This is a genomic window from Arhodomonas sp. AD133 (assembly GCF_051195215.1).
Classification (GTDB): domain Bacteria; phylum Pseudomonadota; class Gammaproteobacteria; order Nitrococcales; family Nitrococcaceae; genus Arhodomonas.
In genome coordinates, this window is the sequence record NZ_JBNAZM010000006.1 from 1 (window position 1) to 14,693 (window position 14,693).

Here is a 14,693-nt window from a genome sequence, read left to right on the forward strand (position 1 = left end):
GCGCTTGCCCGGGTAACCCTCGGCGTACTTGTTCGTCAGCACACTGCCCTGTGCCTCGAGCACGCGTGGGCTCGCGTGGTTCTCCGAGGCAATGAGCTCGATGTGCTCTTCCTGACGGCCGGACTCCGCCGTCATCGCCTCGGCCAGTTCCGGGTCGAACCCCGCGATGGTCATCGTCTTGTCGAACATTCTGCCTCCTCCTTTACCCGGTATGCGCCGTTCGGTTTCGGTCGCTCAGGCGCCGATGAGTTGCCGGTAGCCGGGTTCGTCGAGCAGCGCATCGAGATCCTCGGCGTCGTCGACACGCATGCGGTAGAGCCAGCCATCGCTGTCGGGAGCCTCGTTGACCTTGGCCGGATCGTCGGCAACGGTCTCGTTCACTTCGACGACGGTGCCGGCGACAGGGCTGCGCACCTCGCCGGCGGCCTTCACCGACTCGATGACCACGGCTTCCTCGCCCTGGGCGAGGGACTGGTCAACCGCGGGGAGATCCACGTGCACGATGTCGCCCAGCTCGTTCTGGGCGTGGTCGGTGATGCCGACCACGGCGATACCGTCCTGCTCGAGGCGGATCCATTCGTGATCATCGGTAAAGCGCGTTGTCGTCATGGTTTCTCCCCTTGTGCATGCCCTGTATCGGCGCGTGAACGTGTGAATTGCCGGATACTCTAGGAGCGGTCAATAGATTTGTTAAATAAATAGTTGCAATTGAGTAATGAGAAAAATAAATGTGTTGTGCGGTCCGGTCTCTGCGCCTCCGGGGCCGTCTGGCGCCCGAATTGGTCCGTCTCCGGTGGTGGCCGTCGCCGGTTCGGCACCCGGGTCGCGCCGCCGCCTTCCCTGGCGGGCGGCGCTGACGGGTGGTTACTTGCCGTACACCTGTTCAGGCAGCCACAGCACGATTTCCGGGAAGACCATCAACAGGGCCAGGCTTATTCCCATCAGCAGCACGAATGGCACGATCGAGCGGTAGATGTCCCCCAGCGTGATGTCCGGGGGCGCCATCGCCCGCATCAGGAAGAGGTTGTAGCCGAACGGTGGCGTCATGTACGCCACCTGCACGGTGACCGTGTACAGCACGCCGAACCACACCGGGTCGAAGCCCAGGGCGATCACCAGCGGGATGTACAGCGGTGCCACGATCACCAGCATGGCCGTGTCGTCCAGGAACATGCCCAGCAGGATGAACGACAGCTGCATCATGATGAGCACGACCCAGGGATTGAGGTCCCACTGATCCAGGAACAGTGTCTCGATGGCCCTGCCGGCGCCGAGACCGTCGAATACGGCACCGAAGCTCAGCGCCGCGAGGATCACCCACATGAACATGCAGCTCACGCTGAGCGATTGCCGCACGGTCTCCTCGATGACCCGGAACGTGAGCCGGCCCTTGATCCAGGTCGCCAGTGTGGCGGCGGTCGCGCCCACTGCGGCCATCTCGACGAGGCTGGTGATGCCCATCAGGAACAGGCCCGTCATCGAAAACAGAATGCCCAGCGGCAGCAGCCCCGCGCGCAGCAGGCGGAATTTCTCGCGGCGGCTGATCTGGCGCTCCTCGGGTTTCAGCGGGGGACCCAGCTCGGGCTGCAGGTGGCAGCGCACGACGATGTAGAGCACGAACAGGGCGGATATCATCAGTCCCGGAATGACGCCGGCGACCCATAGCTGGCCCACGGGTACACGGGCGATCATGCCGTAGAGCACCAGCACGACGCTCGGGGGAATCATGATTCCGAGTGTGCTGCCGCCCTGGATCACGCCGGTGACCATGCGCTTGTCGTAGCCGCGTTTGAGCAGCTCCGGCAGCGCGATGCTCGAGCCGATGGCGATGCCTGCCACACTCAGTCCGTTCATGGCGGAGACGGCGATCATCAACCCGATGGTGCCGATGGCCAGTCCCCCGTTCAGCGATCCGGTCCAGACATGGAACATCTCGTAGAGATCGTTGGCGATGCCGGACTCGGAGAGCATGTAGCCCATGTAGATGAACATGGGCAGGGTGAGAAGCGGGTACCAGTTGAGCAGTGTCATGCTCGCGTTGAACGGCATCTCCACGCCGCCCTCGCCCCACAGCAGCAGCGAGAAGGCCGCGGCGACGAACCCGATGCCGGCGAAGATGCGCTGTCCGGTGAGGAGCAGCACCATCATCGAGGCGAACATTAGGATGGCGATGAGCTCGTTGCTCATACGATGCTCTTCCCCCTGGCTTTGGCCAGATCCTTGAAAAACGTGGAAATGCTCTGCAGCAGCATGAGCAGGATGCCGAGACCCATGACGATCTTGACCGGCGCGAGCGGTGGCCCCCAGGCGCTGCGGGCGACCTGGTTGTACTGCACGGCGTATTCGATGCTCGAGACGGCGCCGATGAGCAGGACCACGAGATAGAAGATCAGGCAGAGATCGGTGATGGCGTCGATCACGCCCTGCTTGCGCGACGACCACGTGTCGTAGAACAGGTCCATGCGCACATGGCCGCGCATGAGCATGGCGTAGGCGCCGCCCAGCAGGTAATAGGCCGACATCGTGAACTGCGAGAACTCGACCGACCAGACCAAGGGCAGGTTAAAGACCGTTCGCGTGATCGACGAATACAGCAGCACGCCGGTCATCACGAAAATCAGATACATCGTCACCTTGCCGACCACGCGGGTGGCGGCGTCGACGCATCGAACGTATAGCGTTATTGCACGAGGCACGTGCCTCCTCCCTTATTCCTGACGCAAGCTCTCTACCGCCAGGGCCCGGAACACTGGTGCCCCTCCGTGGCGACTCCGCCCTGGTGCGCTTCGCCGGCGCCGGTGCGTCGGCAAGGGGGCGGGTGCCCCCCGCACCGCCGCACCGGTTTCCGCTTGCCGGGTCTAGCTGTAGCGGTAGGGCGGGCCGGCGGCCTTCATGGTCTCGAGGTATTCCTTGAGGATCTTGACGACCTTGGCGTTGCGCTCGCTCTTCTCGGCGATCTCGTCCCAGAACGTGAGCGCCTCCTGCTCCACCTCGCTCCACTCCTCGTCGGGGATCGAGGTGAGCTCGAGCTTGTCGCCGTTGACGCGGTGGTGCGCCTCGCCCCACCAGTACCAGTGCAGGCGGTAGTAGTTGGAGCTGTCCATGGACAGGCGGAACAGCGTCTTCAGGTGCTCCGGTACCTTGGCCCAGGCATCCTCGTTGGCGAAGTAGGAGCCCACCCAGGCGCCGGAGACCGGGTTGGTGAGGTAGTAGTCGGTGACGTCCGCCCAGCCGTTGTTGTAGTCCTCGGTGATCCCGGACCAGGCGACACCGTCGAGCACGCCGGTCTGCAGGGCGACCTGCACGTCGGCGAACGGCATGCTCACCGGCACGACGCCGAAGCGCTGCATGAAACGCCCGACGGTGGGGAACATGAACAGCCGCTTGCCCTCGAAGTCCTTCATGCTGCGGATGGGCTCCTTGGTGGCGAAGTTGCAGGGGTCCCAGGACCCTGCGCCCAGCCACGTCACGCCCTCGATCTCGCTGTAGGCCTCTTCCCAGATCTCGTTGAGGCCGTACCAGTGCCACAGCGCGGCGACGTCCAGGCTGTAGCGCGAGGCGAACGGGAAGTACGCCGCCAGCGAGGCGACGTCGACAGGGGCTGCCATGGAGTCGTCGTCGCTCTGGGCGGCGTCGATGGTGCCGCGCTGAAGCGCCCGGAACAGCTCGCCGTGGGGGACGAGCTGGTCGGCGTTGTACAGCTCGATGACCATCTCGCCGTTGGCGGCCTTGTTGAAGGCGTCGACCTGGGGTTTGATCACGTGCTCGGCGAGTGCGGGGCCGGCATAGGTCTGAAGCCGCCACCGGATCGTGGTTTTCTTCTGGGCGATGACGTACGGGGCGTAGCCCGCCGTCGTGGCGATCGCGCCCGCGCCAGCCGTCTTTATGAAATCACGCCTCTTCATGGTTCCTCCTCCGGTACCGAGGTGTCGGATTGGTGTTGTCTTCGTCCCTGAAGGGGAGCGTCCCTGCACAGCCTCTCCTTACAGGCGCCCCTCCACGGCGTTGATGAAGATCTCGCGCAAGTCTTCCGCCGTAACGGGCCGCGGATTGGTGGCGGCAGGCGGATCCACCGCCGCCAGGCGCCCGATTTCGTCTGCGCGATCGGTATCCACGCCGAGCTCGGCGAGGGTGTCGGGGATCGCGAGGCGCTTGCGGAAATCGAGCACCCATTCGAACACCGCCTCGAACGATGTCTCGCTCAGCCCCAGTGTCCGTGCCACCGGGGCCATGCGCTCGGCGATGGCCGTGCGATTGAACTGCATCGCATAGGGCAGGATCACCGCGTTGGTGAGCCCGTGATGGGTGCCGTAGACCGCACCCACCGGGTGGGCGATCGCGTGCACGCCGCCCAGTCCCTTCTGGAAGGCGAGTGCTCCCATGCTGGCGGCGGCGAGCATGTGGGTGCGGGCTTCCAGGTCGTTGCCGTCGTGGTAGGCGCGGGGCAGGGCACTGGCGACCAGGCGCATGCCCTCCAGGGCGATGCCGTCCGCCATCGGGTGGTAGCCGGGCGCGCACCAGGCTTCGAAGTTGTGGACGAACGCGTCCATGCCGGTCGCCGCCGTGACACCCGCGGGCAGCCCGGCGGTTACCTCCGGATCGAGGATCACCGTCTGGGGCAGCATGCGCGGGTGGAAGACGATGACCTTGCGGTGCGTTTCGGTGTTGGTAATGACGCCGGCACGTCCCACCTCGGAGCCGGTGCCCGCGGTGGTGGGAATGGCGATGACCGGTGCGATGGCCTCGGCGTTGGCGCGCTTCCAGTTGTCGCCGACGTCCTCGAAGTCCCAGATGGGCCGTGTCTGTCCCACCATCAGCGCGATGGCCTTGGCCACGTCCAGCGCGCTGCCGCCGCCGAAGGCCACCACGCCGTCGTGGCCACCCTCGCGGTAGGTGGCGACGCCAGTGTCCACGTTGGCTTCCACCGGGTTGCCCTGGACGTCGGAGAACAATGCCGCCCCCAGGCCGGCCTCCAGCAGCATGGCTATCGCGTTGCGAATCGGCGGCAGGTCGCGCAGACCGCTGTCGGTAACCACCAGCGGGCGGGTGATGCCCAGCTCCCGGCAGGCGTTCGGCAGCTCCTCCAGTCGCCCCGGGCCGACGAGCATGTTATTCGGAAACCCCCAGTTCGCCGTGACGGAGGCGGGGTCGAACGTGTTGGCCATTATTCAGATCTCCCGTATCGATGTACCTGCGCCCGAAGGCGCACCCGATTCGTCGCCGCACTCAGTCGACTTTCAGGTGAAAACTCTTCGGCCGCGTGAGGTGTTCGTAGCCCACCACCGACAACGTACAGCCGCGCCCGGTGTCCTTCACGCCGCTCCAGGCCAGCGCCGGGTCCAGGTAGTCGCAGCGGTTCATGAACACCGTGCCGGTATCCAGGTGCTGGCCGATGGCGTCCGCCGCTTCCGCGTCCCGGGTCCAGATCGAGGCGGTGAGACCGAACGGGCTGTCGTTCATGAGCTCGATGGCCTCGGCGTCGGATTTCACCGGCATCACCCCCACGAGGGGGCCGAAGGTTTCCTCGGTCATCGCCCGCATGCTGTGGTTGACGTCCACGAGTACCTGGGGAGCGAGGTAGGGGGTATCGGCGCGGTTCGCCGGGAAGTCGGCCGGGTCGAGTAGCGCTTTCGCGCCGGCGGCGACGGCGTCGGTTACCTGTCCACGCACGAACTCGGCGGCGGCCGTGTTGACCACGGGTCCGAGGGTCGTGCCGCTATCCAGGGGGTCGCCAAGGGTGAGCTGGCGCACCTCCGCGGTGAGGCGTTCGACGAACTCATCGTAGATGGACTGGTGGACGTACACGCGCTCGAGGGAGCAGCAGGACTGCCCCGAGTTGAAGAACGCGCCGTCGGCCACGCCGGCGACCGTGCTGGCGAGATCGGCATCAGAGCGGACGTATGCGGGATCCTTGCCTCCGAGCTCCAGGCCCGTGCCGGCGAAGCCGCCGCCTTCGGCGATGGCCCGTTGCACGGCCTGGCCGCCGCGTACCGAGCCGGTGAAGCAGACCATGCGTACGGCACGGTGCTGCATCACGCCCGCGGCGACGTCATGGTCGAGGTGCAGCGCCTGGAAGACGCCTTCCGGCAGGCCGGCCTCGGTGAGCACGCGCATCAGCCGTTCGCCGCACACGGCGGTTTGCTTCGCGTGCTTGAGGATCACGGTGTTACCGGCGGCGAGGGCCGGCCAGATCGAGTTCACCGCGGTCATGTACGGGAAGTTCCAGGGCGCGATCGCGAACACGACACCCACCGGCTCGCGGCGGATATAGCGACGGAACCCGGGCTTCTCGCCCGGGTCGACGTCCGCGAGCGCTTCGGGGGCGGCGTCGATCATGTAGCGGGCACGTTCCTCGAAACCGCCGACTTCGCCGCCGCCCTGGTCGATGGGGCGTCCCATCAGCCAGGCCAGTTCCTCGGCGATGCTCTCGCGCTCGCCTAGGAAACGCTCCAGCGCGTCGGTGAGAATGCGCTGGCGCTCGGCGAGCGGTGTCTGCCGCCACGCTTTCTGTGCGGTCTCGGCACGGTCCACCGCCGCCGCCGCTTCGGCGTCGGTGGCGTAGCGACGTTCCGCGTAGACCGAGCCATCGACGGGGCTGATGATCCGAAGAGTCTCTGTCACTGCGTCCTCCGTTGGTCGAATGGTCGCCGGGGGCGTTGCATGGAGATGGCGCTCAAAGCCGCTCGAATCCGCGATAGCGTTCCCAGTCCGTCACTGCCGTACCGAAGGCGGCGAGCTCCACGTCCGCCATGTTCAGGTAGTGCGCCACGACCTCTTCGCCGAATGCTTCGCGGGCTATCTCGCTCGCCGCGAAGAGCTCACGGGCCGCTCCGAGGCTGGCCGGTACGTGGGGCTTGTCCGCCTCGTAGGCGTTGCCGTTGCAGGCAGGCTCCAGTGGCAGCTCGTTGTCGATCCCGTGAATGCCTGCGGCGATCATGCCGGCGAGGGCGAGGTAGGGGTTTACGTCGCCGCCGGGTACACGATTCTCCATGCGTAGGGAGGAACCAGTGCCTACCAGCCGCAGCGCGCAGGTGCGGTTGTCCCGGCCCCAGGCGACGGCTGTCGGCGCGAAGCTGCCGGGGACGTAGCGTTTGTAGGAGTTGATGTTGGGGGCGTTGAACAGCGTGAGCTCACGCAGACCCGAGAGCATGCCGGCGACGAAGTGCTCGCCCAGCGGCGAGAGGCGGTCGCCGTCGGCCATCACCGGTTCGCCCTCGCGGGAGCGCACGCTCAGATGGATATGGCAGGAGTTGCCTTCGCGCTCGTTGAACTTGGGCATGAAAGTCAACGAATGGCCTTCCTGCGCGGCGATTTCCTTGGCGCCGTTCTTGTAGATCACGTGGCCGTCGGCGGACGCCAGGGCCTCGTCGTAGAGGAAGTTGATCTCGTGCTGGCCATAGTTGCATTCGCCCTTGGAATCCAGCACGGAAAGGCCGGCACCCTGCATCTCGTTGCGGATGCGTGCCATCAACGGCTCCAGGCCAGCGGTATCGAGCAATGCGTAGTCGACGTTGTAGAGATTGGCGGGGGTGAGGTTCCGGTAGCCCTTGTGCCAGGCGTCCTCGTAGGTATCGCGGAAGACGATGAACTCCAGCTCCGTGCCCGCGAAGGCGACGAGCCCGCGTTCGGCCAGTCGTTCGATCTGCCGGCGCAGGATCTGCCGTGGCGATACGGTCACCGGCGAGGCGTCCCGCCACTCCAGGTCGCTCATGACCAGCGCCGTGCCGTCGTGCCAGGGAATGCAGCGTAGCGTGGAAAGATCCGGCGCGAAGACGAAGTCGCCATAGCCCGTGGACCAGGAGGCGTGCTGGTAGCCGCCGACGGTGTTCATCTCCACGTCGACGGCGAGCTGGTAGTTGCATCCCTCCGCCTTGTCCGTCACGACTTCGCCGAGAAAGTGCTCGGCGGTCAGGCGCTTGCCCTGGAGCCGCCCCTGCATGTCGACCATGGCCAGAAGCACGGTGTGAAACTCGCCCGCCTCCACGCCGGCGCGGAGCTCGTCCAGCGTCAGCTGCCCGCGAGTGCTGCGGTGGGGCATGTCCTAGTCCTCCCTAGTCGTGTGGTTCTTGTAATGGTTCGCCCGCCTCGGTGGTGCTCGGGCCGGTGCCGGTTCGCGGTGGCGATACGGCGAACGTCTGTACCGTCTTGTACCATGCTTGAAGCATTGGAAACAGACTGTACAATTCATTACAAGCACGATTCAAAGATGGCATAGCAGTGACGGTTGTCAAATCCGACGAACATTCGGGCAGGGACGAAGGAGACCGGCGCCTGACCGTGGCCGACCTGATCCACCGGCGGCTGGATCGCCTGACGCCGGCGGAACGCAAGGCGGCCCGCGCGCTCCTGGCGAGCTACCCGATGATCGGCCTGGAGTCGCTGGCGAGCTTCGCGGATCACGCCCAGGTGAGTCACCCGAGCGTGCTGCGCTTCATCGCCAAGCTCGGCTTCAGCGGTTACTCGGCATTTCAGACGTCATTGCGTACGGAGCTGGAGGCACGGCTGAAGTCGCCGCTCGCCAAGCACCGCCGCGAGGAGACGGATGCCGGCGGCAGCCACGATTTTCTGCAGCGTTTTGCCGAGGCGGCCTGCGACAACATCCGACAGTCGGTGGCGTCGTTGCCGCGCAGCGAGTTCGATGGCGCACTGGATCTGCTCGCCAATGAGTCCAGCACCGTTTACCTGCTCGGCGGGCGATTCACCGATGCCGTGGCGCACTACCTGTACATGCACCTGCGTGTGCTGCGAAGCGGTGTCCACCACGTCTCCGGCCCGCCAGTGTCCTGGTCGGAGTATCTGCTCGACATGGATCGCCGCGCGGTGCTGGTGGTCTTCGACGTGCGCCGCTACCAGGGCGACGTCGTGCGCTTCGCCGAGGAGGCCGCCAAGCGTGGCACGCGCGTACTGCTGATCACCGACCAGTGGCTCTCGCCCATTGCCGGCAACGCCGAGCACGTGCTCGCGGCACATATCGACGTGCCTTCGAACTGGGATTCGGTCGCTGCCATCACCGCCCTGGTCGAGGCCTTGATCGCCGCTCTCAACAACCGCGAATGGCCTCGCCTGAAGGCGCGCATTCGTGACCTGGAGACACTGCGGTCGTACTACGAAGACACGTGGCCGAAGTCCGAGTCGGAGGGGGATTGATGCATCTTGGAATTCTGCAATGCGATCACGTGCGTGACGAGCTGCGCCCGGAGTTCGGCGATTACCCGGACATGTTCCAGCAGCTGCTCTCGCGCGAGGACCCGACGTTGACGTTTCACGTCTACGACCTGACCGCCGAGGTGTTCCCGCGTACCGCCGACGAGTGCGATGCGTGGCTTTTCACCGGCAGCAAGTGGAGCGTCTACGATGATGACCCCTGGATCCGGCATGCCGAGGCGTTCGCGGCGGATCTGCATGCCCAGCGCCGCCCGACGGTCGGTATCTGCTTCGGCCATCAGCTGATCGCGCAAGCGCTCGGGGGACGGGTGCGCAAGGCCACGGACGTGGGCTGGGGGGTGGGTGTGCACACCGCCAACATCCTGGACTCGCGTGCCTGGATGTACCCGTCGGTGGAGAGGCTCGCGCTGGTGGTCAGCCACCAGGACCAGGTGGTCGAGCTGCCGCGCGAGGCAGTCAGGCTCGCCGGTCACGGCTTCTGCCCCAATGACATCTACCAGATCGGCGATCACATCATCGGCTTCCAGGGGCATCCGGAGTTCCCGAAGGCGTATTCCCGGGCGACCATGGAGCGCCGGCGCGCGATCATCGGTGAAGACACCTACCGCGCCGGCGTGGAGTCCCTGTCGCAGCCCATCGACGAGACCGTTGCCGCCGCCTGGATCCTCCGCTTCCTCGCGGGGGCCGCCTGACCGGCTTGCGTCGCCGGTGTGCCGCCCCGTCGCGCGAACGGTGTCTTTTGGCTACCCTGCTGTCAGTATCCTGTACCCCAGTGGAGGCCGCCGGAACACTTGCGGCCGATTCGTTCAAGGAGGGCGTCATGGGCGAGACGAAGACGAGGCGTGGGCACTGTCTGTGCGGTGCCGTTGCCATCGAGGCGGCGGCCGTGGACAACGACATGGGCGCATGCCACTGCAGCATGTGCCGGAAGTGGGTCGGGGGGCCGTTGCTCGCCGTCGAGTGTGGGCGTGACGTGCGCATCGACGGTGACGCGAATGTTTCCGTGTTCCCGTCGTCCGACTGGGCGGAGCGCGGCTTCTGCAGCCGTTGTGGCACCCACCTGTTCTACCGGCTCAAGGAAAGCGGCGAGTACATGATCCCGCCGGGGCTGTTCGACGATGGCGACGACTGGGTGTTCAAGCACCAGATATTCATCGACGAGAAGCCCCCGTACTACGCATTCGCTAACGAGACCCGCGATCTCACCGCCGCCGAGGTCTTCGCGCAGTATGCACCGCCCACCTGACGTGGGCGGCGCTCAGGCCCGTTCCGCCCCGGCTTCGAGCAGCCGCGGCCCGGGCCCCTCGCAGGCGAGGGTGTCCTCGGGGTTGCGCAACGGGCACCGCTCCAGGGACAGGCAGCCACAGCCGATACACCCGCTCAACTGATCGCGCAGCTGTGACAGGCACTCGATACGCGCGTCGAGCTCCGCTTGCCACCGGGCCGAGAGCTTCCGCCAGTCCTCGGCCGTGGGGGTGCGTTCTTGCGGCAGGGAGGCCAGGGCGTCGCGGATGGAGGCGAGGGGTACCCCGGCGCGTTGCGCCACCTTGATAATTGCCACCCGGCGCAGCACATCTCTGGAGTAACGGCGTTGGTTGCCGGCGTTGCGCCAGCTCGATATGAGTCCCTTGTCTTCGTAGAAGCGCAAGGCGGAGACGGCCACACCGCTGCGGCTGGCCACTTCGCCGATGGACAGCGCCCGCCCACGCTGCTTGGGTGTGATCTGATCCATGTGCCCGGCTCTCTTGACCTCAAGCTTTCTTGAGGTTGTACGTTGCCACTCCACGATTGACAAGCCCCTGGAGCGCTCACAGATGAATAGCCGTATTGAACAGGCGCTGCCGGCAGAGCAGGTCCGGCCCCGCGCCGGCGCGACGCCGGCGGCGCAGACCGCGGCACCGCCGGTGGTGTCCGTTCAGAACCTCTCCAAGGTCTATGCCAGCGGCTTTCGGGCCCTCGACGCTATCAACCTGGACATCCACCGCGGCGAGATCTTCGCGCTGCTGGGACCCAACGGCGCGGGCAAGACGACGCTGATCAGCATCATCTGCGGGCTGGTGAATGCCAGCGCCGGCGCGGTGTTCGCCAACGGTCACGACGTGGTTCGCGACTACCGCGCCGCGCGCGAGCTCATCGGCCTGGTCCCCCAGGAGCTCACCACCGACGCATTCGAGACGGTCTGGGCGACGGTGAGCTTCAGCCGCGGGCTGTTCGGCAAGCCGCGGGACGACGCGCACGTCGAGCGCGTGCTGCGGGACCTCACCCTCTGGGAGAAGCGCAACAATCGCATGATGACGCTGTCCGGGGGGATGAAGCGGCGCGTGATGATCGCCAAGGCGCTTGCCCACGAGCCCAGGATTCTCTTCCTCGACGAGCCCACCGCCGGCGTGGACGTGGAGCTGCGCCGCGAGATGTGGAATGTGGTGCGCTCGCTGCGTGCCAACGGCGTGACCATCATCCTCACCACGCACTACATCGAGGAGGCCGAGGAGATGGCCGATCGCATCGGCGTCATCCACCAGGGGCAGCTCATCGTGGTGGAGGAGAAGGGCGAGCTCATGCGCAAGCTGGGCGAGAAGCGCCTCATCCTCCAGCTTCACGAGCCGCTGGAGCGGATCCCGCCGGCGCTCGCCGGCTACAACCTGGAGCTCCGCGCCGACGGCGCCGAGCTGATCTACAGCTACGACACCCAGGCTGAGCACACCGGCATCACCGCGTTGCTCGACGACCTCAATGCCGCCGGTATCGGTTTCCGGGACCTCAGAACCAAGCAGAGCTCGCTCGAGGAAATCTTCGTCGGTCTGGTAGGGGAGCGGCAATGAATCTACATGCGGTAAAGGCGATCTATCGGTTCGAGATGGCGCGGGCGGGGCGCACCCTGTTGCAGAGTATCGTCTCGCCGGTGATCTCGACCTCGCTGTATTTCGTCGTCTTCGGCTCGGCCATCGGTTCTCGCATCACCGAAATCGACGGCGTGAGCTACGGGGCGTTCATCGTGCCGGGCCTGATCATGCTGTCGCTGCTCACCCAGAGCCTGACCAACGCGGCGTTCGGCATTTATTTCCCGCGCTTCACCGGCACCATCTACGAGGTGCTCTCCGCGCCCGTTTCCTACTTCGAGATCGTGCTCGGCTACGTGGGCGCGGCGGCGACGAAATCCGTCATCCTGGGCTTCATCATCCTCGCCACCGCGAGCCTGTTCGTGCCCCTGGAAATCGCGCACCCGGTGTGGATGGTGCTGTTCCTGGTGCTCACGGCGGTGACCTTCAGCCTGTTCGGTTTCATCATCGGCATCTGGGCGGACGGCTTCGAGAAGCTGCAACTGGTGCCGCTGCTGATCGTCACGCCGCTCGCCTTTCTCGGGGGCACGTTCTACTCGGTGGATATGCTGCCGCCCGTATGGCAGACGGTGACGCTGTTCAACCCGGTGGTCTACCTCATCAGCGGCTTCCGCTGGAGCTTCTATGACATCGCCGACGTGAGCGTCGGCCTGAGCCTGGGCATGACCGCGGTGTTCATGTGCCTGTGCCTGGCGATGGTCTGGTGGATATTTCGCACCGGCTACCGTCTCCGGGCCTGATGCCCTGATCCGGGTGCATCGCAATCGGCGGCCGCGCCATCGTGCGCGGCCGCCTTCGGTACCACCATTTCCGCGATTCGCCCTTTGCTTACCCATGCCGATAGGCGGGGCGTGTCGGGGGAGGCGCCATGCCGGCTGACGGCCACGGCAGTGGCGGTCGGTCCACTTTGGCGGATTCGTTCGCCGAGGCCGGTGAGATTAGAGGATTCCTCTGAATTGCATCGCTTCGGCGGTGCAAGCGAAAAGAAAATTTTTCGCGAACCCGGTTAGCATCCCTACCCAAATAACGATTCACAAGAGACGGTGGAGGAGAGATGCCATGACCGGTGCGACTCCGGCCCTGGACGTCGAGGGCATCGAGAAACGCTTCGGCGAGGTCGAAGTGCTCAAAGGGGTTTCGCTGACCGCCCATGAGGGGGATGTCATCTCCATCCTCGGGTCTTCCGGATCCGGCAAAAGCACTTTCCTGCGCTGCATCAATCTCCTCGAGACACCCGACGCGGGGTCCATCACCGTCCACGGCGAGACCATTCGCATGGCGCATCGCCGCCGCCGCGGCGTCGAGCCCGCGGACCGGCGCCAGGTGCAGCGTGTCCGCGCCCGGCTCGCCATGGTTTTCCAGGGCTTCAACCTGTGGTCGCACATGACGGTGCTCGAGAACGTCATCGAGGCCCCGGTGCACGTGCTGCGCCGGCCACGGCGCGAGGCGGTGGCCCAGGCCGAGGCGTTGCTGCACAAGGTCGGGCTCTACGAGCGCCACGATTACTACCCTGCCCATCTCTCCGGGGGCCAGCAGCAGCGCGCTGCGATCGCGCGGGCACTGGCCATGGATCCGGAGGTGATTCTCTTCGACGAGCCCACCTCCGCGCTCGACCCCGAGCTCGTCGGCGAGGTGCTCAAGGTGATGCGGGATCTCGCCGCGGAAGGGCGGACCATGGTCGTGGTGACCCACGAGATGGGCTTCGCCCGCGATGTTTCCGATCACGTCGTGTTTCTGCACCACGGTGCCGTCGAGGAGGCGGGGCCGCCCGCGCAAGTGTTCGCCCGGCCGGACTCCGCGCGATGCCGCGAGTTCCTGGCCGGATTTCTCGAACAGTAAACCGTGAATCCCGCTGGGAGGAGAGAGACCATGCGAGTGAACCGAATTGCCCGCTTTGTCGCGGCCGCGGCGTTTGCCGGATTCGTGGCCCAGGCCGGCGCCAAGGACTGGGAGCAGGTACGCGTCGGTGTGGAGGGGGCGTTCCCGCCGTTCAGCTATGTCGACAGCGACGGCGAGCTGCAGGGCTTCGATATCGATATCGCCCACGCACTGTGCAAGGAGATGGAGGTGGAGTGCAGCTTGGTGCAGCAGAGCTGGAGCGGCATTATCCCCGGTCTGCTGGTGCGCAAGTACGACGCCATCATCGCGTCCATGTCCATCACCGAGGAGCGCAAGAAAAAGGTCGCCTTCACCGACAAGTACTACCAGACCCCGGCCAAATGGGTACGGCACGAGGGCGCGGATGTCACCGCCACCGCCGAGAGTCTCGCCGGAAAAACCGTGGGGGTACAGCGGGCGAGTATCGGTGACCGCTACGTGACCGACAATTACGGCGATGCGGTCAACGTGCGCCGCTACACCAGCCAGGAAGATGCCTTCCTGGACATGAGTACCGGCAGGCTCGATCTCCTGTTCGCCGACATGGTGCCGTTGCAGGATTTCCTCGATTCGAAGGCAGGGCAGTGCTGCGAGTTCTTCGGTCCGGATGTCACCGACGAGCGTTGGCTGGGCGAGGGCATAGGCATCGCCGTGCGCAAGGGCGACGACGAGCTGCGGCGCATGTTCAACGACGCGATCGCGGGCATCCGCGCCGACGGCACCTACGAGCGCATTCAGAACGAGTATTTCGAGTTCGACGTCTACGGCGACTAGACGATGCGTTCTGACCGGTGCTGATGGGGGGTTACC

15 protein-coding genes and 1 pseudogene are annotated in these 14,693 nt (G+C 65.5%); 7 read left to right on the forward strand and 9 right to left on the reverse strand.

The genetic code is table 11. The annotated features are described in order from the left end of the window. The 8 genes and pseudogenes from glyA to ACPEES_RS05260 all read right to left on the reverse strand — a co-directional run. Positions 1–189: pseudogene (gene glyA / locus ACPEES_RS05225) on the reverse strand (serine hydroxymethyltransferase); the annotation flags it as partial. A 45-nt stretch (positions 190–234) separates the two neighbouring features. Then, positions 235–609: a glycine cleavage system protein GcvH gene (gene gcvH, locus ACPEES_RS05230; protein WP_435101762.1), complete on the reverse strand. Its 375-nt coding sequence runs from the start codon at positions 607–609 to the stop codon at positions 235–237. Positions 610–864: 255 nt separating this feature from the next. Beyond that, positions 865–2,187: a TRAP transporter large permease gene (locus ACPEES_RS05235; protein ID WP_435101764.1), complete on the reverse strand. Its 1,323-nt coding sequence runs from the start codon at positions 2,185–2,187 to the stop codon at positions 865–867. After that, positions 2,184–2,627 (reverse strand): TRAP transporter small permease subunit, encoded by a 444-nt coding sequence (locus ACPEES_RS05240; protein ID WP_435102046.1) that lies wholly within the window; start codon positions 2,625–2,627, stop codon positions 2,184–2,186. The genes ACPEES_RS05235 and ACPEES_RS05240 overlap by 4 nt, the downstream gene beginning before the upstream one ends. A gap of 231 nt (positions 2,628–2,858) precedes the next feature. Next, positions 2,859–3,905 (reverse strand): TRAP transporter substrate-binding protein, encoded by a 1,047-nt coding sequence (locus ACPEES_RS05245; RefSeq protein WP_435101766.1) that lies wholly within the window; start codon positions 3,903–3,905, stop codon positions 2,859–2,861. A 78-nt stretch (positions 3,906–3,983) separates the two neighbouring features. Next, entirely contained in the window at positions 3,984–5,165 is a 1,182-nt protein-coding gene (locus tag ACPEES_RS05250; protein WP_435101768.1) for an iron-containing alcohol dehydrogenase, read from the reverse strand. Between the two features lie 61 nt (positions 5,166–5,226). After that, positions 5,227–6,621, reverse strand: a complete 1,395-nt coding sequence (locus ACPEES_RS05255) for an aldehyde dehydrogenase family protein (protein WP_435101770.1) — start codon at positions 6,619–6,621, stop codon at positions 5,227–5,229. 52 nt (positions 6,622–6,673) lie between these two features. Then, positions 6,674–8,038, reverse strand: a complete 1,365-nt coding sequence (locus ACPEES_RS05260; protein ID WP_435101772.1) for a glutamine synthetase family protein — start codon at positions 8,036–8,038, stop codon at positions 6,674–6,676. 239 nt (positions 8,039–8,277) lie between these two features. Between ACPEES_RS05260 and ACPEES_RS05265 the strand changes: the two genes are divergently transcribed. The 3 genes from ACPEES_RS05265 to ACPEES_RS05275 all read left to right on the forward strand — a co-directional run bounded on the left by ACPEES_RS05265 (position 8,278) and on the right by ACPEES_RS05275 (position 10,411). Next, the gene (locus ACPEES_RS05265) at positions 8,278–9,147 is read left to right on the forward strand and encodes a MurR/RpiR family transcriptional regulator (protein ID WP_435101774.1); all 870 of its coding nucleotides are present in this window, start codon (positions 8,278–8,280) and stop codon (positions 9,145–9,147) included. Further along, positions 9,147–9,857: a glutamine amidotransferase-related protein gene (locus tag ACPEES_RS05270; protein ID WP_435101776.1), complete on the forward strand. Its 711-nt coding sequence runs from the start codon at positions 9,147–9,149 to the stop codon at positions 9,855–9,857. Before ACPEES_RS05265 ends, ACPEES_RS05270 begins: the two co-directional genes overlap by 1 nt. A 128-nt stretch (positions 9,858–9,985) precedes the next feature. Next, a complete protein-coding gene (locus tag ACPEES_RS05275) occupies positions 9,986–10,411 on the forward strand; it encodes a GFA family protein (protein WP_435101778.1) in 426 nt (141 codons plus the stop codon). Between the two features lie 12 nt (positions 10,412–10,423). Here ACPEES_RS05275 and soxR read toward each other — a convergent pair whose 3' ends face one another. Continuing rightward, positions 10,424–10,897: a redox-sensitive transcriptional activator SoxR gene (gene soxR, locus ACPEES_RS05280; RefSeq protein WP_435101780.1), complete on the reverse strand. Its 474-nt coding sequence runs from the start codon at positions 10,895–10,897 to the stop codon at positions 10,424–10,426. 82 nt (positions 10,898–10,979) lie between these two features. On the opposite strand from soxR, the gene ACPEES_RS05285 reads away from it, so the two are divergent. The 4 genes from ACPEES_RS05285 to ACPEES_RS05300 all read left to right on the forward strand — a co-directional run bounded on the left by ACPEES_RS05285 (position 10,980) and on the right by ACPEES_RS05300 (position 14,657). After that, positions 10,980–11,987 (forward strand): ABC transporter ATP-binding protein, encoded by a 1,008-nt coding sequence (locus tag ACPEES_RS05285; RefSeq protein ID WP_435101782.1) that lies wholly within the window; start codon positions 10,980–10,982, stop codon positions 11,985–11,987. Next, a complete protein-coding gene (locus ACPEES_RS05290; RefSeq protein ID WP_435101784.1) occupies positions 11,984–12,745 on the forward strand; it encodes an ABC transporter permease in 762 nt (253 codons plus the stop codon). Before ACPEES_RS05285 ends, ACPEES_RS05290 begins: the two co-directional genes overlap by 4 nt. 319 nt (positions 12,746–13,064) lie before the next feature. Next, the gene (locus ACPEES_RS05295) at positions 13,065–13,844 is read left to right on the forward strand and encodes an ABC transporter ATP-binding protein (protein WP_435101786.1); all 780 of its coding nucleotides are present in this window, start codon (positions 13,065–13,067) and stop codon (positions 13,842–13,844) included. 30 nt (positions 13,845–13,874) lie between these two features. After that, a complete protein-coding gene (locus tag ACPEES_RS05300; RefSeq protein ID WP_435101788.1) occupies positions 13,875–14,657 on the forward strand; it encodes an ABC transporter substrate-binding protein in 783 nt (260 codons plus the stop codon). Positions 14,658–14,693 lie beyond the last annotated feature (36 nt).